Below are 25,078 nucleotides of genomic sequence, written 5' to 3' on the forward strand. Positions count from 1 at the left end.
ATTGAATCCTTTTTATTTAGTTTAGAACAAGTCTCTGCCAAGGTCTGCCACCGGAGGAGGAGCTTCGCGCAGGATTTCTTCAATGTTTGTATTCGCCTTAATTTGTTTAACCAGTTTTTCGTTGTTTTTAAAAAAATGTTCAACGGCAATAGTGAAAAATTCCATACACACTCGAGAATCATCTTCCGCGCGGTGAGCTTCCAATGCGGTAATCCCGAATTGAAGCGCAAGATTTTGTAGGCGATATTGGTGCTTGCCGAGTCCCGGAAAAACTTCTTGGGCAAGTACAAGCGTATCAATTACCTTATTGGTAAGAGGAGGTTTTTTACATCGTTTCAACTCATTGTTAATAAAACCGATATCAAAAGGCGCATTGTGCGCCACTAACACTGTTTTTTTTATAAAGCGTAAAAAATCAGGAATTACCGCATTAAAAGGCGGTTTATCCGCAAGCATAGCATCGGTGATGTTATTTACCGCAGTAACATCTTCCGGCATCGGCTTGCCCGGATTGATAAGTATATTAAACCGCGCAATAACTCCCCGATGATCAAATTTAATGCCGCCAATTTCTACAACGCTGTCTTCTTCTTGTTTTAACCCTGTTGTTTCCGTATCAAAGGCGGTAAATACCGCCTTATCATACACTGCTGCAATCCAATCGTAAGTCATCTACGCAAGTTCATCCAATTCTTTTTCCAGCAAGTCAATAAACTTCTCGCCTTCAGCTAATGTTGCTTCAACGCTTCCGGATACAGGCAGGGCATGAATTATATAAAATTTGATTTTCGGTTCGGTTCCGCTCGGGCGCACGCTGACTACAGTGTTATTTTCAAAAAAGTATTGTAAAACATTGCTTTTCGGCAAATCAATCGGCTGTGTCTTTGAAGGATTTTCAGGATCAAATTCTATACCTTCTTTTACATCTCTTATTTTTATTATTTTCTTTTGTCCAAGCTCTTTAAGATTTTCTTTTCTAAGCTTATTCATCATATTATTCATAATAACCACACCTTCTGCACCCGGAAAAGTCTTATTGATGGTTCTTGAACAAAATGCGCCGTGCTGTTTGAAAAGTTGATACAAGCGATCAAAAAGGCTCATATTTTGTTTACGCCAGTATAAACACATTTCCGCACAAATTGCGGCAGCGGTAATTCCGTCTTTATCACGTACCTCAGCACCAAAGTTATATCCATAACTTTCTTCAAACCCGTAGATATAACTATGACTTCCTGTCTGCTGCATTTTTTGAACAAGACTGCAAATCCATTTAAATCCGGTCAGGCATTCAAAAGATTCAACCCCGTAATGTTTTGCAATTGAATCACAAAGATGCGAGGTTACGATAGAACGTACAATAGCGGGATTTTTCGGCATTTTCCCGTATTCTTTTAAGGTTAAAAGAATATAATCGGTAAAAAGCTCTCCCATTTGATTTCCGTTAATAAGCTGCATTTTTCCGTCAGTGCCTCTTACCGCACAGGCAAAACGATCGGAATCGGGATCCGTTGCCATAAGCATATCGGCGCCTTCTTTTTCCGCAAGTGCAATTGCAAGCTTTAATGCGGCAGGATCTTCTGGATTCGGATAACTTACCGTTGGGAAATTGCCGTCCGGTTCACGTTGTTCCGGTACGGTGAGAATATTAAACCCCATATCTCCTAAGACCTTTTCTACATGCAAGGCTCCGGTGCCGTGCAAAGGTGTGTACACAATTTTTACCGATTTTGACATTTCTTTAATCAACTCGGATCGATGGAGTTTTGTTTTTACCATTGCCCAATACTTTTCGTCTATTTCAGAGTCAATAATCTTCAGCTTTCCGCTTTTTAATGCTTCCTCTTTACTGATAAATTTCACTGAGGTAACAGCATTTACTTCATCAATAATCCCGCTGTCATGAGGGGGAATTACCTGCGCTCCGTCATTCCAGTACGCTTTATACCCGTTATACGCAGGCGGATTATGGGATGCGGTTACCACTACACCGGTATCGCACCCGAACTCGCGAATTGCAAATGAAAGCTCAGGCGTAGGGCGCAGCTCTGAAAAAAGATACACGGTAAAACCGTTTGCGGCAAAAATAAGCGCCGTAACTTCCGCAAAAACACTTGAATATCGACGGCAATCACATGCAATAGCCGCTTTTAACTCACCATTCTTTGCCTTTTCGGGGAATGTTTTAATAATATAACTTGCAAGCCCCTGTGTAGCTTTTTTGATAACCGTAGGATTCATGCGATTAGTACCGCCGCCGATAATACCTCGCAAACCGCCGGTACCGAATGCAAGATTTTGGTAAAAACGATCTTCAAGCTCTTTTAAATCGTTTTTTGCAATAAGCTCCTCTACTTCTTTTACAAAAGAAAGATCTTCTTCTTCACGAAGATAAGCACGTGCCCGCTCTAAAATAGTCTGAGTGTCCATAAAAGCCTCCTGTTTTATCAATGAATCCCATCATGGTAATGCACAAATGACGTGCAACTTGTCGGTATTATACAATAAAAGTATACCTCGATTTTATAGTTTATACAAGTCCTTTTAGAGGTTTTCTTTTACCGCTTCTGCCATGGTTTCTATAAATTATTGCTATACAAAGGCGTATAAAAAAGAGTCCGACACAACGGTTTGGTTTTGACGTCCATGTCAAAACCACCCCTGCGAGTTTTAAAGCTTCCTGTTATAAAAAGGAGCCCGACACGGCGCAAGGGAGAGCAAACTTACCATAGGAATATGGAATCACCCCAACGTACTGATTTTTAGTATTCTTGATTAAATCAGTGCTGCTTTTGCCGTCCGTGTCAAAAACTAAACCGTCTGCTTGGAACCACGGGCGTCCGTGCCCGCTCTGATTTTTGCCGTCCGTGGCAAAATGAAACCTATGAGTTTGAAAACTCCTGTTTATATAGCTGTGGTAATTTTCAAACTCAATTCTGTTTGGAACCACCGCCACGCCCTGATTTTTAGTATTCTTGATTAAATCAGTGCTGCGAGTTTAAAAACTCCTATTTATGTCGGTGTGGTAGTTTTTAAACATCGTTTTACATTGTTCTGAGTTTTGACGTCCATGTCAAAACCACCCCTGCGAGTTTTAAAGCTTCCTGTTATAAAAAGGAGCCCGACACGGCGCAAGGGTGAGCAAACTTACCATAGGAATATGGAATCACCCCAACGTACTGATTTTTAGTATTCTTGATTAAATCAGTGCTGCTTTTGCCGTCCGTGTCAAAAACTAAACCGTCTGCTTGGAACCACGGGCGTCCGTGCCCGCTCTGATTTTTGCCGTCCGTGGCAAAATGAAACCTATGAGTTTGAAACCACCGCCGTCCGTGGCGGTTCTGAGCTTGACAACGGTGGGCAAACTTACCATAGGGCGAAGTTTTGAAAATTTACTGTACCTTCGCCAGTGATGCCGAATCTGCACGCCGTTATTGTTAATGCCGCTATTAGTACAATAACAAGTTAAAACGCTGTACGAGTTTTAACGATCTCCTCAGCTCCGACTAATCGGATAAAACTCCTTTTCAGTTAACAGCCCCTGCATGCGAAAGTCATGGGATTCCGCAGGCAAAAAATCAAATACCTGAACTTCGTAACAGGTACATAACACAAAATACTGAGACAGCGAGAGCCGCTCCCGTATTAAAGGAAGAAACCTGTCGTAATAGCCGCCGCCTTTTCCTAATCGCGTACCGGTTTTTGTTGCGGCAAGAGCGGGCACTAAAATTAAAAGCGGCGTTTGGATTGCGTTAATATCTGCAGAGAAAAGAGAAGGACAGCTTTCATCGGGCTCATAAATACCGAGGCATCCCTTTTTTAACTGCGGAGGCATAGATGTATCAAACTGTATACGTTCTACCTGCTTAAAAATAAGCTCCTTCCCGGATACAACCGGCAAACCCAGAATCTTTTTTTCTTTAAGCACTCGTGATAAACATGCACGTATATCACACTCTTTTTGAAGCGGAAAATAAGCAAACACGGTTTTTGCATTTTGAAACTCTTTTCTTCCGCATAAAATTTCAGCCATCTGCTCTGAAATGTGCTGTTTATTCTGTATGAATTCGTTTTGAGCAATAAAGTTCTTTAGCCGTTCTGAGGCGATTTTTCTCATACTTTGTTTTGTATGTACTATCATAATAAAAGTATTATACGATTTTGGTTCTTTTTACAATGATTTAAAGCGGTTTAAAACAAAACGAATTTAGAAAATCCAAAGAACTTGTAACTGAATAGTAGCAAAACTTGTTTAAAAAGCATATAATTACGTTGTAAAACTATTTCGCGTTAAATATCGTGTTTTTATCGTAGGAGTTTTGTATGTATCGTCTTTTTTGTTTATTAGCATGTTGTATTTTTTTTTTCCTGCCTGTGCATCCGAAGGAAAACCTGCGCCGAGTCAAAGTGCTCAGGACGTAAAGATTCAAATACCTAAAGAGAATACCAAAAAAGAAGAAAAAATTGCAGATACTGCCGAGTTTGTTTTTGGGAATGCTGAAATACAAAAAGAACTACACAAAGTAATTAAAAACAATGACCTGAATAAAGCTTTTGCGATTATTGCAAAAGTAGCTGCGGAAGAAAAAGACCAAAACCTTGCAGACAAAAAAATGAGAGACGGCTTACAAAGCATTTATTCCTTTTTAGAAAAAATCAGAATGGAAGCGGTTGTTGATAAAAACGATGGAGCAAAGCCTTTTTGTTTGCAGGTTTCAGTAGGAGCCGATGATAAAAAACTTCCGCTTGCAAATGTTGAGGTTGTTGTTGAGTATCCTTTTTATACGGCTGAGACTCTTGTCGGCGAGATATCTTTTATTTTAACTACTGATGCAGAAGGTAAAATATTTTTTACTCTCCCGCCGAATAAAAATGAATCAAAGGCTCTTGTTTATATAAAAACACCTATCATTACTAATGAAGAAAATATTATACCTAAAAATCTTTTTTATTCATTAGCGTATGCCGATGCAGCCGCTCCTCAACATGGAAACGCAACGACAAAAAAGCGCATTTCTTCAATAATTTGTATTCTTGATTATAATAAAAATGGAACCGCTATTACTTATGATAACTTAACTTCTACCCGATTACTGGGCGGTTTAATGAAACGCAGATTCACCGGTGTAGGAATTGACACACAAGGAAATATCGGAAAAGTTCCTGATTCCGAAGTTATCGCCGCTGCCCGCAAAAAATTCGGCGGCGGAGTACGTCGTTTTATGTTCGGCTTGACACGGGTTGAAAAACTTGAAAAAGGCGAAGATGGACTTTGGTTATGCACTTTGTCGGGAAAACTTTCCGTCTGGGATTTTTCGACGGAAAAGTTCACCCATCATTTTACCGCCACCTACACAACTAAAGGCAAAACAGAAGCGCAGGCATATTCGCTCGCACGCACCAACATGGGGGATGTTGTTTTAGCTGAAGTTTTAAACTATGGATTATAACATATTTTAAAAACTTTTACGGAATCATACAGTAGGTTTATAAAAAGAGCCCGACACGGCGCAACGGCGAGCAAACTTACCATAGGCAAAATATAAACAGTCTTGCCTTCAAACTCATTTCTGCTTGGAGCCACGGGCGTCCGTGCCTGTTCTGAATGTGTCATCGGTGGGCGGTTACCATAGGAATGCTGAAGCCGCAATGTCCCACGTGATTTACAAAAAGTCTTTTATTACAGTCCACTCGGATATCAGCTTTTCAAAATTATAGCTTGCATTCGCGGGGCTTGTTGACGGCAGGGTAAAAACATTCGGTTCAATTTCTTCTATATTGTGAAATATCATAGAGTTAAAAAAGTGGTGAAAGAGTTTGCTTGCTGTTTTTCCGTTTAAAAAAATAGCTTGTATCTTTGTGTGTGATATAATTGAGCTGATATCGTTCGGCTTTGCATCTTTAATGCTTGCATCGGCAGCACCGGATATGCGACAGCTTTGAATGACATCGAATAAGGCGATATGGTATGCATGTAAAAATTTAATTTTGTCCGCCCTTGTTTGCGGCTCTTTTTTATCGATGAGGTTTGCAAGCAGCTTCCAAAATCTGTTCCGCTTATTGCCGTAATAAAATCCGGCGTCTCGTGATGCGGGCGAGGGAAAGCTTCCTAAAATCAATATTTTGGATTCGGAGTTGTATACGGGCGGAATCGGATGTGTTATAGCGGCGTTGTTCATAAAATTAAAAATGATGTTGTTGATAATTGTTTCATATCATTTTAGAAATAAGATGTCAATGCTGGTGGAACCCTTGCATAAACAAAGTTCGATTTTTCCAAAGATTGAAAATTCCTTCCATGTATGCTATACTGAAAGCATGACTGATATCCGAAAGATGCCGGTTGGTGTTCAAAGTTTTAAAGTTTTGCGAGAAAATAATTTCCTCTATGTTGATAAAACAGAATTTTTGAGGAAGCTTGTTAACTCGAGCAAGACTTATGTTTTACATCGTCCGCGTAGATTTGGAAAGAGTTTGTTTCTTTCGATGCTTGAGGCTTATTTTTGCGGGCAAAAAGAATTGTTTGCCGGTTTAAAAATTGAGGGGTATGAGGCTCAGCAAAATGAGCCATGGCAAAAGTATCCTGTATTACATTTGGATTTTAATCCCAACATGTATGATACTAAAGAAGATTTAGAAGATCTTTTGGACAATTATTTGCGTAAATGGGAAGATGTTTACGGAAGACCCGATACAGATTATAATATTTCTCAACGGTTTTCAAATGTTATTGAAAATGCTTACAACAAAACCGGTAAGCAGGTTGTTATTCTTGTTGACGAATACGATAAACCTCTTTTGCAAACTATGAATGTAAATGAGGAACTGAACGAAACATACCGCAGTATTTTAAAAGGTTTTTACGGTGTTATAAAATCTTCCGATGAATATATTCGACTTGCTTTTTTAACGGGTGTAACAAAATTCAGTAAGGTAAGTATTTTTAGCGATTTAAATAATTTAAAAGATATCAGCCTTCTTAACGGGTATTCAGAAATTTGCGGGATTACGCAAGAAGAGCTTGAACATAATTTTCAGCCCGAAATAAAAGCTATTTCCGAAAAGTATAATTATACGCGCGAAGAAGTTTTGGAAAGACTTAGAAAAAATTATGACGGCTATTTATTTCATCAAAACGGAAAACACGTTTATAATCCTTTTAGTCTTTTAAATGCACTTGATTCAAAGGAGTTTACCAAGTATTGGTTTGCAACAGGCACTCCGACTTTTTTGGTAAACTTATTAAAACAGGCTGAGTACGATTTGCGCGATGTTACGGAAAGAGCCGAGCTTGATAAAAATGCATTATTTGATTATCGCCCCAGTATGCAAAATCCTATTCCGATATTTTTTCAATCAGGATATTTGACAATAAAAAGTTATAATGAAGAGTTTGAGTTGTACAAGCTTGGATTTCCGAATATGGAAGTAAAGCAGGTTTTTTTTGATAATATGCTTCCGTCGTTTACTTCGATTGTAAAAGATGAGACAGGTCTTTATATAAAAAACTTTGTTTGCGATATGCGGGAAGGAAATGTGCAAGCTTTTATGGAGAGGCTTTACACTGCCTGCGCAAGTTTGCCTTACAGCACTGCATCAAAAAAAGATAAGTCGCTTCGCGAAAGAGATTATCAAATTGCCTTTTATATTATTTTTACGCTTATGGGTTATTATGCTGAAATTGAAACGCATAGCTCAAAGGGACGAGCGGATTTAGTTTTGCGCACAGATAAGGCGATTTATATTTTTGAATTTAAACTTGCGGTAAAAGCAAGTGCCGATGATGCGCTCAATCAAATAAAAGAAAAAGGCTATGCGGATAAATACAAAAAATGTGGAAAGGAAATTTTTCTTATCGGAGCAGTTTTCGGTGATGACATTACTGCGGAAACTCCCGGCATGTGGAAGATGGAAGAACTGAATTAAGAATCGGTTTTACTTAGCTTTTGCAGGCGGTGCAAACCAAAGCTTTAATCGGCCTCCGCTTACAAGCTGAATACATAGCCGTTGTTGCGAATGTTTTTAATTGCATCGCCCAGATGTTTATCCGCGCGGTTAAGTTTTTTTCGCAAGTGCGCAATATGAACGGAGATTGTCCGCTCTACTCCTTTATAAAACTGTCCGCCGCACGAGGAAACAAAAAGGCTTTCCGCGCTGATAGGTTTGTTGGAATGTTCAAGCAAGTTTAACAAAATCAAAAACTTGACAGGTGTTAAATCGAGACTGTTTTCCCTGAATGACCCCGTGTAGGATTTTTTGTTAAAAATAAATTCGTGAAGGAACACCTCATTATCCACTTAGACCGGTTTTAAATTCCGCCGTATCGGAATTGGTTATCTTAGGACTTGCCGGGTTATATATTGTAATATTTTTATAACTTTAAATTTTTATATGCAATAAAATTTGCGGGGATATAGCTGAGCGTCTTAAAAAAATCTTCATCTTCCGTAATATCTTTGCCATCAATAAAAACGCCGCCTGTATCACCTTTTATATTTCCCGCTAAATTTTTATAAGTGTTGTTTTACCCGAGGCTCCACTTCCCATTAAAACATGTAAACCTTTTTGAAAGTTAAGATCAATATTATCGAGAGCCTTTTTATCATTAATTTTTTTTGTTAAATTTTTAATCTCTATTGTCATGCCAATGAAGCTCCGTTTTATGCTAAAATCCGGTTTTGATTTGATATCAAGAATACTATCATATTTTTAAAATAAGCTATTGCGAGTATAACGGTTTGTAGGGCTTACACATGAACAAGGGTAGCCACCCTTTGAACCCGCTTTTGAGTGCTTTTAAGACTCGTGGGTTTGGTTTTGACACAGAGGGTAAAACCAGAACAGATACGAACATTAAAACCGGATTCGGCATTCCTACAGTAAGTTTGCTCACCCGTGCTCAATTCCAAATGATGTTTAAAAGCATCAACACAAAACTATAAAATTGAAGCTTTAAAACTCGCAGGTTTAGTTTTTGACACGGACGTCAAAACTCAGAACGGGCATGGACGCCCGTGGTTCCACACAGAATTGAGTTTGAAAACTACCACAGCTATATAAACAGGAGTTTTCAAACTCATAGGTATAATTTTGCCACGGACTGCAAAACTCAGAACCGCCACGGATGGCGGTGGTTCTAAGCAGAAACGATGTTTTAAAGCAAAAGTATTTGTAAAGCTTTAAAACTCGTGGTTTAGTTTTTGCCATGGACGTCAAAAACTAAACCGTTGTGTCGAGCTCTTTTTTATAAAATTTTTACGTGTTGGATAAGATGTATTAAAAAACGAATCGACTTATTAAAAAAATGTTATACTAGTTTAACTTGACAATAATTCAGGGTATAATTTATAATACGGTAAATTTTAGGAGGTTACTATGAGTATTATTGAATCTTTAAAACAACGAAGAAGTTATTATGAAATTAACAAAGACATTCCGATTTCACAGGAAGAGATTGAAAGAAAAATAAAAGAACTCACCGAGCTTGTACCGGATGCATTTAATATGAAAAGTGCAAGACTTGTATTGATATTCGGAGATAAGCATGATTTATTGTGGAATGAAATTTATAATGTGTTTGAAGGAAAGGTTCCTCAGGAAAAAATCGATTCGTTTAAAGCAGGTGCCGGAACGATCCTGTTTTTGTATGACGAAGAAACCGTTAAGTCTTTACAAGAACAATTTAAACAATATGCTGATAACTTTCCCGTTTGGGCAAATCAAGCAAACGGAATGCTACAGCTTTCTGTGTGGGCTGCACTCAGGGAGCTTGGGGTAGGTGCATCATTACAACATTATAATCCGGTAATTGATGATAAAGTAAAACAATTATTTGATATTCCAAAAAGTTATAAATTAATAGCCCAAATGCCTTTTGGCGGAATAATTAAAGAGCCGGAGAAAAAAGAAAAAGAGGATATAGACAAACGAGTAACAGTGATAAAGTAAGTAGCGTAGAATTTTTATTATCGAGATTTATGGAGCATACAGGCGGACAGGTATAAGCTGGAGGAGAATATTTGCCGCCATCGGCGGGGATGACAGCTTTAGGCTCATTCCGTATCTGATGGAGGATGGCGAATTTGTTTCGGCTGTAAAAAAATTTCCTAAAGTGTTCAGCGGTTTTTCAGATACCACTGTGATACATCTTATGCTGTACATACTCGGGCTTGCGACTTACTACGGTCTGGCATGTTTGACGGATATGGGCGAGCTGGATAAAGATATGCTTCCCTATACCAAAGCCGCCTTTGATCACTATATGGGTAAAGAATTTGAAACAATTGAGAGCAGTCCATATTGGTATGAAGAGAGAAAAGACTTCGGCTCCTCTCAATATGGCGTGCCCAGAGTAAGGCACAAAGAAGGTTACGGGCACCGCTTTATAATAGAGAAAGATGGAAAGTTTACGGGCGAGCTCTTGGGAGGCTGCTTGGAGACATTGTACGATATGTGCGTTGGTGAGCGGCACCCGGAAGAACAGAAAATTATTCAACAGCACGGCATCTTCCCTGCTGCTCGAGAGTGGGAAGGTAAAGTGCTTTTTTTAGAAACCAGCGAATCAAAGTCAGCTCCAAAAAAACTAGAACACATGCTTACGATTTTAGAAAAGAATGGCGTATTTAAAAATTTACAAGGCGTCATTCTCGGAAAGCCTCAAGACGAAGCGTATTTTTTTGAATACGAAGAAATCTATACCCGAACCTTCTGTGGCTACAAATACCCAGTAGTATACAATGTGAATTTCGGTCACGCCCTGCCGAGAACTGTGCTGCCTTATGGCAGAAAACTCAGCATCGACTGCAAAAGAAAAGAGCTTCGGTTTGTGTAGGCGGGGAGTCCGCAGCACTCATTGCCATTCACGAATCTTTTTTACTTGGAATTTCCTTATGTGTAAAATTTTTGTTACTTGCACTTGGATTTTTTTTGTTTTGTTTGCTGCTTTTCAATTTCTTCTTCAAGTCTTTTAGCATACTCCATCCAGTAGGCACAGGCGTGTTTGTAGTAATCAACTCTTCATCGCCGCTTGGCTTAAAGACTGCTAATTCTTTTTCTAAATCTATTTTCATATCAATTTTGATCCGTGCTGAGAGTATTATACTGCGAACAGCATCTTTTGTCAGCATTTGAATAAGTATTTGCAATTTCTCCGAATTTAGTGTAATATAGTTTTTGGTCATATGAAGTCTTCTTGGTAGTGTTTTACTTTTACATTATACAAAAAAAGGGCTTCTACGCCCTTTCGCATTTACACGATTATATGGACTTTATCATGGGTGCTAATATAAACACAAAAAACTTTTAAATAAGTTAGGAGTGCGTTAGATAAATATGAGTAATTTTAATGTTGACACCATATTTAAAAGACACATTGAACAGGTCAATGATCATTTAGATATTAGCGTATTTGAAGTAGAAAAATTAAGCGCGGAAATTCAACAATGCTTAGACGAAAATTTAATATCTATATGCGAAGGAAAGAAATCTAGCACTGAACTGGAACTTGTGAAAGCACGTATTGTTAAGCTATTTGAAGGGAAAAACGATAAATGGAAAATGGGAGCTATAGCTGAATTCTTTATACACCTATACATGAAGCTAACCGGTTATACACAGGAATGTATGTTCCTAAACTTAGAAGAAGGCTCTATTAAAAAAGGATTTGATGGGCTGTATAGTTTTAGGAAAAATCACTGGGTTATGGAAAGTAAGTCCGGTAGTATTTCTTCTAAAAATATTTGTCATAAAAATAAATTGCAAGAAGCTATTTTAGATTTAAAAAATAAATTTGAAGGAAAGACACCGAATAATCCCTGGCAGAATGCATATAATCATGCATCCCATTGTGACGTTGGAACGCCAAAAAATATAAAAAAAAGTATTAAAAAATTATCAGATGAATACACAGAAAAAAAATTTTACACCTTGTCTGATTTTAATATTATACCGTGTGCAACAATATTTTTAGATACTATCTGGAAGCCGGAAAATAACGCAACTATTATAGCAAGTGCAAAAACCGCTATTGAAAACACTGAATATAAATGCGCCCATTTAATTTGTGTTACACAAGGCAGTATTGATATTTTTATCCAATATATAACTACATAATTTAAGGTCGGAATTTATGGAAGGTTACAACGAGATAGCAAGTTTAAGTAGTTTAAAAAAATTTAACGAGGTTGTACAAAAAATTACACTTTGGTCTAAAGATAATCCTATAATTTTGAATGACGAGGAGAAGTCATTTTTATTAAGTTGTGCTCTTATTTTACTTAAAAATTATGATTCGGACAAAAGATATAAATCGTATGCAGAGTTTGCATATTATATTATTTTAAAATATTCACTAATTACAGACGATTATACACCATTATATGACTTTTCCATTAACTTCGGATTTTATCCGATTGCTAAGTCACTGGTAGAAAAACAAAAACTCAAGCTTAATAGTATTATTAATTATAATGTACATGCACAAATGGAAGATGAATACTCATATCACGGAATAATAGAAACCTACGATCAAAAAAAGATTAGAGAATCTATTTTAGAAAGTAAAAATAATGAAGTATCTTATATTGCACCTACTTCTTATGGTAAAAGTAGTTTAATCATTGATGATATTCGAAAATATTTGGAATCTAGAAAATTTATAGCGATAATTGTTCCTACCAAGTCATTGCTACTACAAACATTTAGAACTGTAAAAAAGGAAAACTTTGGGCGAAAAATAATTCTTCATGACGAGATGTATGAAAAGGAAGATAAATTTATTTCTGTTCTTACTCAAGAAAGAGCTTTACGGCTTCTGCTTAAAAATCCAAGCCTATATTTTGATGCTTTATACATTGATGAGGCTCATAATTTATTTACTAAGGATAGTAGGACAATTCTTTTATCCAGATTAATTAGAGTCAATAAAAAGCGAAACGCCAAACAGAATGTTATGTACCTTTCTCCTTTAATTTCTGACAGTGGTAATCTTAAATTTGATAGTGAACAAGATATTTTTGAACATAAAATTGATTTCAATATCAAAGAACCTGAAATATACGAGTTTTCCATTGATACTAGAATAGAAAAATACAATAGATTTATAAATAAATTTTATACACTAGGAAAAGAAGAGAACTATTTAAATTATATACAGAAAACTTTGAAAAATAAAAATTTCTTTTTTTTAATGGCTCCGAGAAAAATTGAGATGTTTGCAAGTGATTTATATCAAAATATAAGCAATGACATAAAAAATGACAATTTAATCGCAGAGGTTATAAAAAGTCTAAAAAAATATGTCCATAAAGATTTTTATGGAATACAGTATTTAGAAAAAGGAATAGTATATTTACATGGAAAAGTACCGGATAATATCAAAGAATATTTAGAATTTAAATTTCAGACAGTTCCAAATATCCGTTTTTTGGTTGCGAACAATGTAATCTTAGAAGGAATAAATCTTCCAATAGATAATCTATACATCCTTAGTACTCATAGGTTGTCTTCAGCAAAAATAACTAACCTTATAGGCAGAGTGAATAGGCTAAACATGATATTTGATTCATCGAATAATGATTTTTCTTTACTTTTGCCGACTGTACATTTTGTAAATACTACTAAATATGCTCGTAAAAACAGCAATATGAAAGGTAAAATTATGCAACTCCGAACAGGAAGATTTTCAGATATAATAGAGAACCCATTGTTGGATAAATTTGATGCGACTAAACTTGAAAGAGAAGACGAACCAGACTCTAAGCAAAAAAAGACGTTTGAAAAAATAATTGAGGAAGAAAAGTTTGTTTTAGATGATAATCATACTTCTGATATCCATGTGTTAAAGCGAAAAATGATTGAATTAGGAATGAATACCATATATGATCTTAGCGACCAAATCTGTGAATTGTTATTATCAAGAATAAAGAGCATAAATAGCACGATTGAAAAAGATTTTATGTCAGTAATTCACAAAATTTTTGTCGAAGGATTGGGAAATTCAATAATTGATGATGAATTTGCTCGATTGAAAAATGAGTTCATTATCTCGCATTATGAGCATTTTATAACGTCTTCTAAAAAGAAATCACTTAAAGAAAATATAAACTATATTTTATCGTACTTTGAAAAAAAAAAGAAAATTAGGTAATACTCTAATGTATATCGGTAATAGTTTTGGTGACACTTCATATCGCGGAGAATCTTATGAAGGTAACCCAGTTTATGTCGACTTAAAAGGTAAGAAGCATAAAGAATTAGTGAATCTAGCGATCATCAAATTAAAACTGGAAAATGATTTTGTAAATTATACTTTGATAAAATTTTTTCAACTTATGTTAGATTATGAGATTATCTCCCACGAAAAATATAATACTATTATTTATGGAACTAACGATAAAAATAAATTATCTTTATTAAAGCAAGGATTGACAATAAATATTATCAACAAACTTGAAACTGATAATCAAATAAAAAACATTCATATTGATGAAAATAATATTGTACATGGAACTCAGGAATTTCAAAAATATACAAAAACACTTGATGATTTTTTTAAGTTTGAAATTGATAAACATTTTAGCTAATAATGCTAACCTAATAAAAAGGTAATCTCTTTTAAAAAGCTATAAAATTCCATATACCACAAAACAAAAGCACCAAACAACACCACACCATTCTGTAAAATAAATTACAACATCGTCTATTTAATATTTTATACTGAAGTTAGTGTCCATTCTTTCCCAATTATTGAAACTTATCCGATTTCAATATATAATAGCCATATCATAGTTGCAAATATAAAAAATATTTTCCTAAGTTTTTTATTGAAAACATAAAAGGAGTAATACTAATAAACATGGATATACAAATAAAAGACAAAAAAATTTTTGCACCATTAAAAAATAAATGGCTCATGCTGCAACCTGAAGAAGAGGTCAGACAAAAATATATTTGTCGGTTGGTGAATAATTACGGATTTTCACTTGAACAGATGGAACAAGAGGTGCAAGTAACAAACTCGCAGCGCGGACAAGGGAGGGCACGTGCGGATATTGTAGTATGGAGAAATACTGACGATAAGGTCAATTCAAGATCTCCAATCATTATTGTAGAGTGCAAGGCTGAATCAATAACCATTCACGAAGAAGATTATTTTCAAGGCTATAATTATGCATCTTGGGCGGGTGCAGAGTTTTTTGTTACTACCAATCTAAAAGAAACACGTATTTTTAAAGTTATCAAAGGAGAAATTCCTCAACGACTTGAGGAAATTATTGATATCCCCAACGCCAAACAAGCTAACAACCAAAAGGAAATAGACAAATTACTAAACCAAACTAAGGCTTTTACGCGTGACGAATTTTCCAAATTGCTTTTCAAATGTCACAATATTATTAGAAACAATGATAAGCTTTCTCCTGAAGCCGCTTTCGATGAAATCAGTAAAGTGCTATTTATAAAAATACGCTATGAACGTCAAAATAATGAAGGACAAATTTTCTCATATGATAGATTTGTAGACAATCGCAAAAACTATGACATACTTAATAGAGAAATGGGCGTAACAAATGCAACCCCTTTCTACCAAAACCTATTTGAAAAAACAAAACAAGAATTCGCTAATGACAAGCTTTTTGATGATAATGCAAAAATAGAAATTCGCGAAAATAGTTTTGAACAAATTGTAAAAGAGTTGCAAATTTACAATCTTTCTACGACTTCGGATGATGTAAAAGGAATTGCATTTGAACAATTCCTTGGAAAAACATTCCGCGGTGAATTGGGTCAATTTTTTACACCTCGAACAATTGTAAATTTTATGGTCTCGGTACTTGACCCGCAAGAGGGAGAGTATATCTGCGATCCATGTTGCGGGAGCGGAGGCTTTTTAATCAAAGCCTTTGAGTATGTTCGCGAAAAAATCGAAAAAGATATCGTAGCCCAAAAAGAAAAGATAAAAGCCGACTTATATGATGAAAAATATGAAAAAATGTCGGATGATGAGAAAAAACAAATTGATCATAAAATGAGCGAGGTTGCAAATAAGCTAAATGAAGAACTAAACATATTGAATGATAACGGACGGCTTCGATCACTTTCGTACGACTGTATATATGGAACGGACGCTAACCCGCGCATGGCTCGTACTTCAAAAATGAATATGATTATGCACGGCGACGGACACGGAGGCGTACATCATCACGATGGATTACTTAATGTAAACGGAATCTTTGAGAATCGCTTTGATGTTATTTTAACCAATCCGCCTTTCGGAGCACGAGTAGAAAAAGATTTAAAAATTTCTTATGCTGATATGTTTACCGATGAAGAAAAAATTGAAGAATACACAGCACGATACGGTGAAGCATACAAAGAAGCTTTAAAGCAAGTCAATGACAATATAAACAAATCTCTATTAAGTTTATACAAAATAGGTAGTGGGCTTACAGAAGTACTTTTCATTGAGCGATGCTTAAATTTATTGGTACCGGGCGGTCGAATGGGAATTGTATTGCCCGAAGGAGTTTTAAATAATACCAATTTACAAAAAGTTCGCGACTTTGTAGAAAGCAAAGCAAAAATCCTGCTCATAGTTTCTATTCCGCAAGATGTATTTATCGCATCCGGCGCAACAGTAAAACCGAGCCTTTTATTCTTTAAGAAATTCAACGAAGAGGAAGCCAAGCAATATGCCGATATAGAGGAAGATGCAACAAACGAAGTAAACAAAAAATATGCAGATGAGCTTTCTCAAATTGATGCGCAACTTGCAAAACGAGGAAAAGAGGCTCTACCACAAGAAAAGAAAAAAGAATTGAGAACACAACGAAAAAAAATCGAAGGGCAAAAAGCATCCGAGATAAAAGCCATCATCAAAGAACGCTTTGATTATCAAATACCTATTGCGGAAGTTCAAAAAGCAGGTATCAGCACAACAGGAACTGAAATAGAAAACGAACTTATTCCTTTAGCGGAAGAATTTATGAACTATCGGAAAGGAAAAAACTTGTGGAGCGTCCCTATAAAAACAGTCAATTATAATTTAGGAGACGACGGAGCTGTTTACCGTATTCGCATTGCAGACAATGAAACATCAGAGCCTGAAATATTTTACGGAGTAAAAAAGTAAACGTCTATGTCAACTACTGAATTAAAATATTTGCAATTTGTACGATTTAAAGATATAACACAATGGGATTTGAAGCGTTATCTCAATCAATTAATAAAATCAAGATTTCCAATTGTTACCTTAAATGAACATATCAAAGAAGAGAGCACAAAATACAATATAAGTGATCCGCAAACTAATTACGGCATGTTAGGCGTAAATAATCAAACAGGTATCTTTGATGCATACATTGAGAGCGGTTCTAAAATAAAGCAAAAATATAAACGGATGGAAAATGGTTGGATTGCATATAATCCATATCGAGTAAATATTGGTTCAATTGGTATCAAAAAAAAAGAGCACAAATATGAATTTATTAGTCCAGCTTATGTTGTATTTAGTTGTCAAAACTCGCTATTACCCGAATATCTATTTTTGACAATGAAAACACTAAAGTTTAATAGTATAATCCGCGACAATACGACCGGTTCTGTGCGGCAAAATTTATCATATGAAAATTTGAAAACATTGCAAATCCCTCTTCCTACATTATCTGAACAACAAGCTTTAATTGATACATACAACGCAAAGTTGCAGCAAGCAGAAGACTTGGAAAAACTGGCAGAGCAAAAGAAAAAAGAAATTGAAGAATACTTATTGCAAGAATTGGGAATAGAAGAGCACGAAAATCAAAGTGTAAAAAAAGATTCTTATTTGGAATTTGTGAGATTTAAAGATATAGAGAGATGGGATTGCTATAACAATAAAAATAAAGGTCATAGTAGTTTTTACAATGAAGTACCTCTATCCAAAATTCTTATTGAGAAGCCTCAATACGGAGCAGCTTACAAAGCTAAAGATAAGGCATCAGATATACGATATATAAGGATTACTGACATTACAGAAGACGGATCTTTAACAGATACTTTTGCTTCTGCAGATCAATTTAAAGAGCAATATTTGTTGAACCAATATGATTTTTTAATAGCACGCTCCGGGGCAACTGTCGGAAAAACCTTCTTGTATGAAGAAAAGTACGGTAAAGCGATTTTTGCTGGATATTTGATAAGATTTGTTCTTAATAAATCTATGGTTGATCCATACTATATACTAGTGTAGCGTTTTTCTGAAAAGTATATTGTATTTTTCTTTGGTTTGTGATACTATCTCAACAGCTTTTTATCACTAAGGAGTATTGCATGCCCAAACCGCCGAGTAAACTTGAACTAAATCCTGAAGAGCTCACGTACCTTGAATCACTTGTTCGTTTACGAACAATCCAAGCACAAACGCTTACGCGTGCACGAATACTTTTGCTTAAAAGCAATGGCCTGTCCATTAAGGAAACAGCCGACAAGGTAGGCTATACGTATAGAAGCGTTGCGCTCTGCCTTAAGAAATATAAGCAGGGCGGCGTAGAGCATGCTCTCACCGATGCACCCGGACGCGGAAACAATCCGGAAATTACCGATGAAGAGAAATCGTGGATTATAAATCTCGCTTGTCAAAAACCGACTACTTTTGGGTATGCTGCAGAAACATGGACTTACGCACTGTTAACAAAGCATATTAACACCACCGCTGAAAGTGCAGGATACCTACGGCTCGCTACTATCCATAAAACAACGGTATTTAAAATACTAACTGAAGCAGACATTAAACCTTACAAAATAGAATATTACTGTGAAAACAGAGACCCTGACTGTGATAGAAAAATGCACAATGTTTTGCTCGTTTATAAGCAACTTGAACTTTATTTTGAGGAAAATAAGCCATTACAGACAGAAGAAGGGAAGAATATCCATGTTGTTTCGTATGATGAGAAGCCCGGCATACAAGCTATCGCGACGACAAGCGATGATTTACCTGCTGATGAAACCCATCAATGCATTCGCCGTGATTATGAATACAAACGGCTTGGCACGCTCTCACTTTTAGCAGGCATTGATTTACAGACGGGGGATGCCATTCCTCTTGTAAGCGACAGTCACACCAGTAAAGATTATGTGCAATTTCTTAAAATACTTGATGAACGATACCCGCAAGAAGATAAAATTAGAATCATTTTGGATAACTTAAAAGTACATACCTCCAAAGAAACCATTCGATATCTTTCAACGGTACCGGGAAGATTTGAGTTTGTGTTTACGCCAAAACATGGTTCTTGGTTAAATATGATTGAAGGATTTTTCAGCAAACTAACAAGACAACTGTTGCGGGGCATGAGAGTAAAATCAAAAACAGAGTTGGTTAATCGACTGTATAAATACTTTGACGAGATTAATGAAGAACCGGTCGTATTCCATTGGAAATACAATCTTGATGATCTCGATGTTTCTGAAGCGGTTATAACCGACGCTCTCAAATATGAACTTAATTACAAAACGTTACACTAGTCTATACAAAGTCTTCCATATACAAAAAGTGGATCCAAAATAATATGAGAGTATCTGGTCAACCTAATATTAATAGTCAACAATATATGGACTCTCCAATTATATTACCACCTCTCGATATTCAAAACAGAATAGTTGCTCATATCAGTGAACAAAAAGAACGGATAAAAGAGCTCAAGCAACAAGCAGAATACTTAAGAAAATCAGCACCTGAAGAATTTGAAAAGGAGATATTTGAAGAAAAATAGCATCATACAAATCACCACGAGGTTTAAGTTGCAATGAAGCCATTAATAATTTGCAATTGGTTCCTCTGGGATTGTAGCCCCCCCCCCTTGACAAAAAACCTCACGTTAAATATACTCCCCTCTCAAGATGAGAGAGCAGATAAAACTTGAAAAAAATAATATTCACGCAAGACTTTTGGTCTTTAATGAATTTACATCTTTTTTGAAAACGTTTTTCTTTATGAAAAACGTTTTTTTTTGCCCTTTTGTTTTCTCTGATTTTCTTATCACCTGTGAGGAGGTTTTTTGAAAATGTCGTTGTATACAGAAATTACTGATGTGCGGAAAAAGCCAAAACCGGTGCAATGGTTTTTTCTCAGTTTTCAGCATGTATTTGCTATGTTCGGTGCAACTATTCTTGTACCGCTATTAACGGGCTTAAGCCCTTCAACTGCGCTTTTTGCAGCGGGGTCGGGAACTTTGATTTACATTTTATTAACAAAGGCAAGAGTGCCCGCATTCCTCGGTTCAAGCTTTGCATTTATCCCGCCGCTTATCACCGTAACCGCAGCCTACGGTTTACCCTATGCATTGGGCGGCGCCTTTTGTGCGGGTCTTTTTTATGCAGTTGTTGCAGGCATTATAAAAGTTTCAGGAACGAATTGGCTAACACGTGCGCTGCCTCCGGTTGTTATCGGCTCGGTGATTATTGTAATCGGATTAAACTTAGCACCCACTGCAATGGGCATGGTAATGAATGACGGCCAGGGAAATTACAGCCTCGTCTATCTTTCAATAGCGATGGTAACCCTTGCAGTAACTGTTATCTGTAATATATTTTTAAAAGGCTTCTTCGAAATTATTCCGATCTTAATTGGACTTGTTTGCGGTTATCTTTTTACATTGATTATGGGAAACTTCTTTCCGGCATATCATATAATTTCTTTTGATAAAGTGCGGGAAGCTGCATGGTTCGGGCTGCCATCTTTTACCATTCCGAAATTTTCGTTTGTACCGATTATAACTTTTTTAATTGTTTCTCTTGCAACCATTTGCGAACACCTCGGCGATATTCTCGTGTTGAGCAAAGTTGTCGGTGTAGATTTTTACAAAGATCCTGGCTTGCACAGAACGCTGCTTGGAGACGGACTTGCAACAAGCTGGGCAGCCTTATGGGGCGGACCGCCTAACACCACGTACGGAGAAAACATCGGCGTTATGGCAATCACAAAAGTTTACAGCATTTGGGTTATCGGCGGCGCCGCAGTTATCGCAATACTGCTTAGCTTTTTCCAAAAATTCGGAGCACTGATTCAAACAATTCCGACTCCGGTTATGGGCGGCATTTCAATGCTCCTATTCGGAATAATCGCAAGCAGCGGATTGCGCACCGTTGTCGAAAGCGGCGTCGATTACAAAGATAAAAGAAACCTTACCATAAGCTCTGTTATTATGGTAATCGGAATCGGCGGCGGACGGCTTGCATTTAATATAACCGGTGATCTTAAATTTGAACTTGCAGGCGTTGCACTCGCAACCCTCATCGGAATCATATTAAACATGGTCTTCCCGCAAACAAAAGAAAAATAATCACTGCCTTTGCCCGCACTTTAAGCATTTAAAACTATGTGATATAATGCGGGCAAAATCTATTTCCCATTCACGGAGACAAACTCATGTACTTATTAAGATTTATTGAAGAGGACGGCAGCATTACAAACTTTGCATTATTTGACAGCATTGAAAGCGGGCAAAAATTTGTAGAGCAAATTCCGACCTATCGCTATTATTCGGAAACCTCAAAAAATTTTTCATTTGTTGAAGAAAGTTTTACCACACCGGAATTACCGGACTACATGCAGTTGGAATATAAAGGAAACTATATCCCCTTAACAAAATTCATGTTTAGAAACCCCGGGAAGATTATCATTGATTGGCAGGAGCTATATAATTTGGATAAGCCAAACCAAGGAGCAATTTCCGGCACCACCTTAGTTGATGCTTATACTATTGAAAACAGTGAAGTTGAAGAGTATATAAAAAAGCGAGAAAATAAATTTGAGCTTGCAAAAAAAGTTTTAGAAAAAAAATCTTTTGAGGTGCGCCGTGCTCACTTCGGATCAGAAGACGGTGAAGCAATTATATATCGCAAAAAAGACGGCGAGTGGCATTACTTAGAACACATGGATCCGTCCTTTACGGAGCAATCACCCGATGATGAAAAAGAATTTAAAAAATGGGTTGAAGAGTTGATTAAGTCATAGATAGTAAGTATTATAGTAGATAGGGGCTCTACTATGTACAAACTTGGAATACTTGGAATCGGAAACATGGGTTCCGCAATTTTAGGCGGAATATTAAAATCAAAAATTTTAAACGCTGACGAAATTATTATCTATAATAGAACGTACAGCAAAATCGAAAAATACAAACAACAGGGTGTTCATATCGGAGATTGCGAACGTACTGTGATAGAACATTCTGAAAATGTATTTGTGGCAGTAACACCTCAAGTTTTAGACAGCCTAACAGATGTTATAAAAAATTCTATGAACGGAGAAAAATTAATTATATCCGTTGTAGCGGGGAAAAATTTACTCACACTAAAAAATATCTTCGGTGCAAAAAATCGATACATACGTGTAATGTCAAACACGCCCGCAACAATCGGTGAAGGAATGAGCGCGATCATTATCGATGAATCAGCAAATGAAAAAGATAAAACTTTTGTAAATCAAATACTTCATTCAATTGGAAAAGTTGTGGAACTCTCGGAAGATAAGCTTGACATATTCGGTTCCTTTGCAGGCACCATCCCCGCTTATCTTTACATGTTTGCAGAAGCCATCGCCGACGGGGCAGTCGCTTGCGGATTCCCGCGCGAAGGAATATACGAAATTATTTCGCAATCAATATTGGGCTCAGCAAAATTACAACTTGAAACTAAAAAACATCCCGGCGAACTAAAAGACCAAGTAACAACTCCGGGAGGAATGACAATTGCGGGTGTCGCAGCTTTAGAAGAAGCAGGACTTCGAAATGCTTTAATAAAAGCTGTCAAAGACGCAATGGCAAAAAAACTCGGTGCGGATATGGTCGCTTTCGGACACAGCCATGTAAAAATGCTGGAAACAATAGACGGCATAATTGTTTTAAACCCCGGCTCCACCACAATCCCAAAGGACGGCTCAAAATCCGCAGCGATAATAGAAGACGGAAAAGCTCGCCTTCTTGAATTTTAATATAAGGAAAACCTAAGGCGATGAATAAAATTCAAACTCACTTATTTTCATTACAAGACAAAACCTATGCAGAGTTTTCGCGCAAGCTCATGCCGACTGTAAATCCTGAAACGGTTATCGGTGTAAGAACTCCCGACTTGCGCAAGTTTGCAAAAGAGCTTGTAAAACAAAATGCCGCAACAGAATTTCTTTTAAGTTTGCCGCACACTTATTTTGAAGAAAACCAATTACATGCTCTTATTCTTGCACAGTGCAAAGACTTCACCGCCCTCATGCCGCAAGTAGAATCTTTTTTGCCGCATATTGACAACTGGGCAACCTGCGATATTTTCTCGCCGAAAATTTTTAAAAAACATTTGCAGGCACTTCTTCCCTATATTCGAAAATGGCTTACAGCAAAACATACATACACTGTCCGCTTTGCAGTCGGCATGCTGATGGAATATTACCTTGATGATGCTTTTGAAACACAATACTCCGACATGGTTGCCGCCATTCGTTCCGAAGAATACTATGTAAACATGATGATTGCATGGTACTTTGCTACCGCCCTTGTAAAGCAATGGGAACATGCCCTACCGTATTTACAAGAAAAAAAATTGCAAACATGGACGCACAACAAAACAATACAAAAGGCAGTTGAAAGTTACCGCATTACCCCGGAGCAAAAAATTTATCTCAAAACATTAAAGCGGTGATTACAAATGAAAGTAAGCTTCATATATTCAATTTTTTACTATTTATCAGCATACGGGCAATGGCACTGAACAGGATATAATTTCAAAACGGAAATTATCAAATATAATTCTTGTCATCAGCCTGATATTTTCGTGCACCGTGCTTTAGTTTAATTATGATATTTTTATGAACACGTCGTTTTTATTGTAAATTTTCTGATAGAGTTTTACTGTAAATTCTAAAAACAATATCTCTGGTATTTTCGTACGATTTATGGTATATTAATTCACACAAAAAAAGATATGAAGGATAACCGCCATGATAATCTACGCAACAAAACAAACCTTTGAAAGGTATAAATTAAAACTGCCGCATGAATTAACTCCGCCAATAAACAAGATAGCCGAAATGATTATCGAAATGGAAAGCGGAAATGAGTTGTTAGAATGGGGTGCCAAGTTATTTTATTTTGACGGAAAAAAATGTATACAGGTGGTAAACTTTGCAAGCAAATTTACCTTGTGTTTAGTTGATATAAAAATAAAAGACCTTGAACTCATCGGTCATATCATAATTCACTATCTGCTTACGCTTTATGAAAAAGAACCGCCGATGCTGCGCGCCATTGAAAAAATGGCACAAGACAGCCCTGCCTTTTGTTTTGCAAAACTTACGAATAGAAGTGCGATTTCAACACTTAATTTAATCCAGCGAGAACTTCTGGATGACGGAAGACTTTTTAGCACGCACCTCAAAGACGGCATTTTACATACAATAGAAATCAATCGCTTTATTAATTTTAAGTGGATTTTCGGCGTACGTTTAATGGAAAAAGACGGGCATGTGTATGCAGGAGATCGATTTAGAGAATTACTGCTGGAACGATACGGAAATTAGCCTAACCTTCTTTTGATATCAAAACTTTTTTAATTCATTCTACTACTACAGCGTTTTTTTAATAAGTCGATTAAATTTTTTTAATACATCTTACCAAAACGTAAAAAGTTTTATAAAAAAGAGCTCGACACAACGGTTTAGTTTTTGCCGTCCGTGGCAAAAACTAAACCACGAGTTTTAAAGCTTCAATTTTATAGTTTTGTGTTGATGCTTTAAAACATCGTTTGGAATTTTGCAACGGTGGGCAATTTACCATAGGAATGCTTAAATCCGCAGTCCCTTATTGTTGATACTCCGATTTTTATAATAGGAAGTTAATTACAAAACGCTACACTACGAATCAAGACAATTTTATAAAAAAGAGCTCGACACGACGGTATAATTTTGCCGTCCATGGCAAAATTATACCTTGCGAGTTTTAAAAGCACTTGAAAGCGGTTGTGCTTTTAAAACGTCGCTGCTGCGTGGAACCACTGGCGTCCGTGCCCGTTCTGATTGCCATTTTGCTTGACAAACTTCTTGCAGCTGACC

Annotated in this window: 23 protein-coding genes; 16 read left to right on the plus strand and 7 right to left on the minus strand. The window is 36.6% G+C overall.

The genetic code is table 11. From position 1 onward, the window contains the following. Positions 1-21: 21 nt before the first annotated feature. The 3 genes from FUT79_RS06085 to FUT79_RS06100 form a co-directional block, all read right to left on the minus strand. Entirely contained in the window at positions 22-672 is a 651-nt protein-coding gene (locus FUT79_RS06085) for a 3'-5' exonuclease (RefSeq protein WP_002695044.1), read from the minus strand. Further along, entirely contained in the window at positions 673-2,430 is a 1,758-nt protein-coding gene (locus FUT79_RS06090) for a phospho-sugar mutase (protein ID WP_002695043.1), read from the minus strand. A gap of 1,066 nt (positions 2,431-3,496) precedes the next feature. Then, positions 3,497-4,141, minus strand: a complete 645-nt coding sequence (locus FUT79_RS06100; protein WP_044634881.1) for a 5-formyltetrahydrofolate cyclo-ligase — start codon at positions 4,139-4,141, stop codon at positions 3,497-3,499. A gap of 178 nt (positions 4,142-4,319) precedes the next feature. On the opposite strand from FUT79_RS06100, the gene FUT79_RS06105 reads away from it, so the two are divergent. Continuing rightward, on the plus strand, positions 4,320-5,450 hold the full coding sequence (locus FUT79_RS06105; protein WP_148878878.1) for a hypothetical protein: 1,131 nt from the start codon (positions 4,320-4,322) through the stop codon (positions 5,448-5,450). A gap of 213 nt (positions 5,451-5,663) precedes the next feature. On the opposite strand, the gene FUT79_RS06110 is transcribed toward FUT79_RS06105, so the two are convergent. Then, positions 5,664-6,179, minus strand: a complete 516-nt coding sequence (locus FUT79_RS06110) for a DNA-deoxyinosine glycosylase (protein ID WP_024753408.1) — start codon at positions 6,177-6,179, stop codon at positions 5,664-5,666. Between the two features lie 139 nt (positions 6,180-6,318). Here FUT79_RS06110 and FUT79_RS06115 point away from each other — a divergent pair, with 139 nt between their 5' ends. Next, positions 6,319-7,926 carry an ATP-binding protein gene (locus FUT79_RS06115; RefSeq protein ID WP_024753409.1) on the plus strand — a complete coding sequence of 536 codons (1,608 nt, stop codon included), beginning with the start codon at positions 6,319-6,321 and terminating at the stop codon, positions 7,924-7,926. 59 nt (positions 7,927-7,985) lie between these two features. Here the strand turns inward: FUT79_RS06115 and FUT79_RS06120 are convergent, their stop codons facing one another. Next, positions 7,986-8,297 carry a winged helix-turn-helix domain-containing protein gene (locus FUT79_RS06120; RefSeq protein WP_024753410.1) on the minus strand — a complete coding sequence of 104 codons (312 nt, stop codon included), beginning with the start codon at positions 8,295-8,297 and terminating at the stop codon, positions 7,986-7,988. A 205-nt stretch (positions 8,298-8,502) separates the two neighbouring features. Continuing rightward, complete coding sequence (locus FUT79_RS15045; protein WP_002697689.1) at positions 8,503-8,643, minus strand: P-loop NTPase family protein; 141 nt, start codon at positions 8,641-8,643, stop codon at positions 8,503-8,505. Positions 8,644-9,375: 732 nt separating this feature from the next. Here FUT79_RS15045 and FUT79_RS06130 point away from each other — a divergent pair. Both FUT79_RS06130 and FUT79_RS06135 read left to right on the plus strand, forming a co-directional pair. After that, entirely contained in the window at positions 9,376-9,948 is a 573-nt protein-coding gene (locus FUT79_RS06130; RefSeq protein WP_002697718.1) for a nitroreductase family protein, read from the plus strand. Positions 9,949-10,015: 67 nt separating this feature from the next. Then, positions 10,016-10,831, plus strand: coding sequence for an LD-carboxypeptidase (locus FUT79_RS06135; protein WP_269410059.1), 816 nt, complete (start codon positions 10,016-10,018; stop codon positions 10,829-10,831). Between the two features lie 28 nt (positions 10,832-10,859). Here the strand turns inward: FUT79_RS06135 and FUT79_RS06140 are convergent, their stop codons facing one another. Continuing rightward, the gene (locus tag FUT79_RS06140) at positions 10,860-11,180 is read right to left on the minus strand and encodes a hypothetical protein (RefSeq protein WP_024753412.1); all 321 of its coding nucleotides are present in this window, start codon (positions 11,178-11,180) and stop codon (positions 10,860-10,862) included. A gap of 151 nt (positions 11,181-11,331) precedes the next feature. Between FUT79_RS06140 and FUT79_RS06145 the strand changes: the two genes are divergently transcribed. From FUT79_RS06145 to FUT79_RS06200, 12 genes are all read left to right on the plus strand, one after another. Then, a complete protein-coding gene (locus tag FUT79_RS06145) occupies positions 11,332-12,111 on the plus strand; it encodes a hypothetical protein (protein ID WP_044634880.1) in 780 nt (259 codons plus the stop codon). A 16-nt stretch (positions 12,112-12,127) separates the two neighbouring features. Next, complete coding sequence (locus FUT79_RS06150) at positions 12,128-14,146, plus strand: DEAD/DEAH box helicase (RefSeq protein WP_052335786.1); 2,019 nt, start codon at positions 12,128-12,130, stop codon at positions 14,144-14,146. A 7-nt stretch (positions 14,147-14,153) separates the two neighbouring features. Next, the gene (locus FUT79_RS06155) at positions 14,154-14,582 is read left to right on the plus strand and encodes a hypothetical protein (RefSeq protein WP_148878879.1); all 429 of its coding nucleotides are present in this window, start codon (positions 14,154-14,156) and stop codon (positions 14,580-14,582) included. Between the two features lie 272 nt (positions 14,583-14,854). Then, positions 14,855-17,128, plus strand: coding sequence for a type I restriction-modification system subunit M (locus tag FUT79_RS06160; RefSeq protein ID WP_024753414.1), 2,274 nt, complete (start codon positions 14,855-14,857; stop codon positions 17,126-17,128). A gap of 6 nt (positions 17,129-17,134) precedes the next feature. After that, the gene (locus FUT79_RS06165; RefSeq protein ID WP_024753415.1) at positions 17,135-18,226 is read left to right on the plus strand and encodes a restriction endonuclease subunit S; all 1,092 of its coding nucleotides are present in this window, start codon (positions 17,135-17,137) and stop codon (positions 18,224-18,226) included. An 80-nt stretch (positions 18,227-18,306) separates the two neighbouring features. After that, positions 18,307-19,503, plus strand: coding sequence for an IS630 family transposase (locus tag FUT79_RS06170; RefSeq protein WP_148889401.1), 1,197 nt, complete (start codon positions 18,307-18,309; stop codon positions 19,501-19,503). 44 nt (positions 19,504-19,547) lie between these two features. Then, positions 19,548-19,751: a restriction endonuclease subunit S domain-containing protein gene (locus FUT79_RS06175; RefSeq protein WP_024753417.1), complete on the plus strand. Its 204-nt coding sequence runs from the start codon at positions 19,548-19,550 to the stop codon at positions 19,749-19,751. 291 nt (positions 19,752-20,042) lie between these two features. Then, positions 20,043-21,320 (plus strand): uracil-xanthine permease family protein, encoded by a 1,278-nt coding sequence (locus tag FUT79_RS06180; RefSeq protein ID WP_024753418.1) that lies wholly within the window; start codon positions 20,043-20,045, stop codon positions 21,318-21,320. Between the two features lie 86 nt (positions 21,321-21,406). Beyond that, positions 21,407-21,994, plus strand: a complete 588-nt coding sequence (locus tag FUT79_RS06185) for a hypothetical protein (RefSeq protein ID WP_044634878.1) — start codon at positions 21,407-21,409, stop codon at positions 21,992-21,994. A 33-nt stretch (positions 21,995-22,027) separates the two neighbouring features. Further along, positions 22,028-22,972, plus strand: a complete 945-nt coding sequence (proC, locus tag FUT79_RS06190) for a pyrroline-5-carboxylate reductase (protein ID WP_024753420.1) — start codon at positions 22,028-22,030, stop codon at positions 22,970-22,972. 20 nt (positions 22,973-22,992) lie between these two features. Then, positions 22,993-23,670 (plus strand): DNA alkylation repair protein, encoded by a 678-nt coding sequence (locus tag FUT79_RS06195; RefSeq protein ID WP_044634877.1) that lies wholly within the window; start codon positions 22,993-22,995, stop codon positions 23,668-23,670. A 298-nt stretch (positions 23,671-23,968) separates the two neighbouring features. Beyond that, a complete protein-coding gene (locus FUT79_RS06200) occupies positions 23,969-24,547 on the plus strand; it encodes a DUF6933 domain-containing protein (protein ID WP_024753422.1) in 579 nt (192 codons plus the stop codon). Positions 24,548-25,078 lie beyond the last annotated feature (531 nt).

It is taken from the genome of Treponema phagedenis, from assembly GCF_008153345.1.
In the GTDB taxonomy this organism is placed as follows: domain Bacteria; phylum Spirochaetota; class Spirochaetia; order Treponematales; family Treponemataceae; genus Treponema; species Treponema phagedenis.

Bases quoted from the DNA above. Each gene is read 5' to 3' on its own strand.
- FUT79_RS06085 (WP_002695044.1), bottom strand. From the start codon at position 672: ATGACTTACGATTGGATTGCAGCAGTGTATGATAAGGCGGTATTTACC.
- FUT79_RS06090 (WP_002695043.1), bottom strand. From the start codon at position 2,430: ATGGACACTCAGACTATTTTAGAGCGGGCACGTGCTTATCTTCGTGAA.
- FUT79_RS06100 (WP_044634881.1), bottom strand. From the start codon at position 4,141: ATGATAGTACATACAAAACAAAGTATGAGAAAAATCGCCTCAGAACGG.
- FUT79_RS06110 (WP_024753408.1), bottom strand. From the start codon at position 6,179: ATGAACAACGCCGCTATAACACATCCGATTCCGCCCGTATACAACTCC.
- FUT79_RS06115 (WP_024753409.1), top strand. From the start codon at position 6,319: ATGACTGATATCCGAAAGATGCCGGTTGGTGTTCAAAGTTTTAAAGTT.
- FUT79_RS15045 (WP_002697689.1), bottom strand. From the start codon at position 8,643: ATGACAATAGAGATTAAAAATTTAACAAAAAAAATTAATGATAAAAAG.
- FUT79_RS06130 (WP_002697718.1), top strand. From the start codon at position 9,376: ATGAGTATTATTGAATCTTTAAAACAACGAAGAAGTTATTATGAAATT.
- FUT79_RS06140 (WP_024753412.1), bottom strand. From the start codon at position 11,180: ATGACCAAAAACTATATTACACTAAATTCGGAGAAATTGCAAATACTT.
- FUT79_RS06145 (WP_044634880.1), top strand. From the start codon at position 11,332: ATGAGTAATTTTAATGTTGACACCATATTTAAAAGACACATTGAACAG.
- FUT79_RS06150 (WP_052335786.1), top strand. From the start codon at position 12,128: ATGGAAGGTTACAACGAGATAGCAAGTTTAAGTAGTTTAAAAAAATTT.
- FUT79_RS06155 (WP_148878879.1), top strand. From the start codon at position 14,154: ATGTATATCGGTAATAGTTTTGGTGACACTTCATATCGCGGAGAATCT.
- FUT79_RS06160 (WP_024753414.1), top strand. From the start codon at position 14,855: ATGGATATACAAATAAAAGACAAAAAAATTTTTGCACCATTAAAAAAT.
- FUT79_RS06165 (WP_024753415.1), top strand. From the start codon at position 17,135: ATGTCAACTACTGAATTAAAATATTTGCAATTTGTACGATTTAAAGAT.
- FUT79_RS06170 (WP_148889401.1), top strand. From the start codon at position 18,307: ATGCCCAAACCGCCGAGTAAACTTGAACTAAATCCTGAAGAGCTCACG.
- FUT79_RS06175 (WP_024753417.1), top strand. From the start codon at position 19,548: ATGAGAGTATCTGGTCAACCTAATATTAATAGTCAACAATATATGGAC.
- FUT79_RS06180 (WP_024753418.1), top strand. From the start codon at position 20,043: ATGTCGTTGTATACAGAAATTACTGATGTGCGGAAAAAGCCAAAACCG.
- FUT79_RS06185 (WP_044634878.1), top strand. From the start codon at position 21,407: ATGTACTTATTAAGATTTATTGAAGAGGACGGCAGCATTACAAACTTT.
- proC (WP_024753420.1), top strand. From the start codon at position 22,028: ATGTACAAACTTGGAATACTTGGAATCGGAAACATGGGTTCCGCAATT.
- FUT79_RS06195 (WP_044634877.1), top strand. From the start codon at position 22,993: ATGAATAAAATTCAAACTCACTTATTTTCATTACAAGACAAAACCTAT.
- FUT79_RS06200 (WP_024753422.1), top strand. From the start codon at position 23,969: ATGATAATCTACGCAACAAAACAAACCTTTGAAAGGTATAAATTAAAA.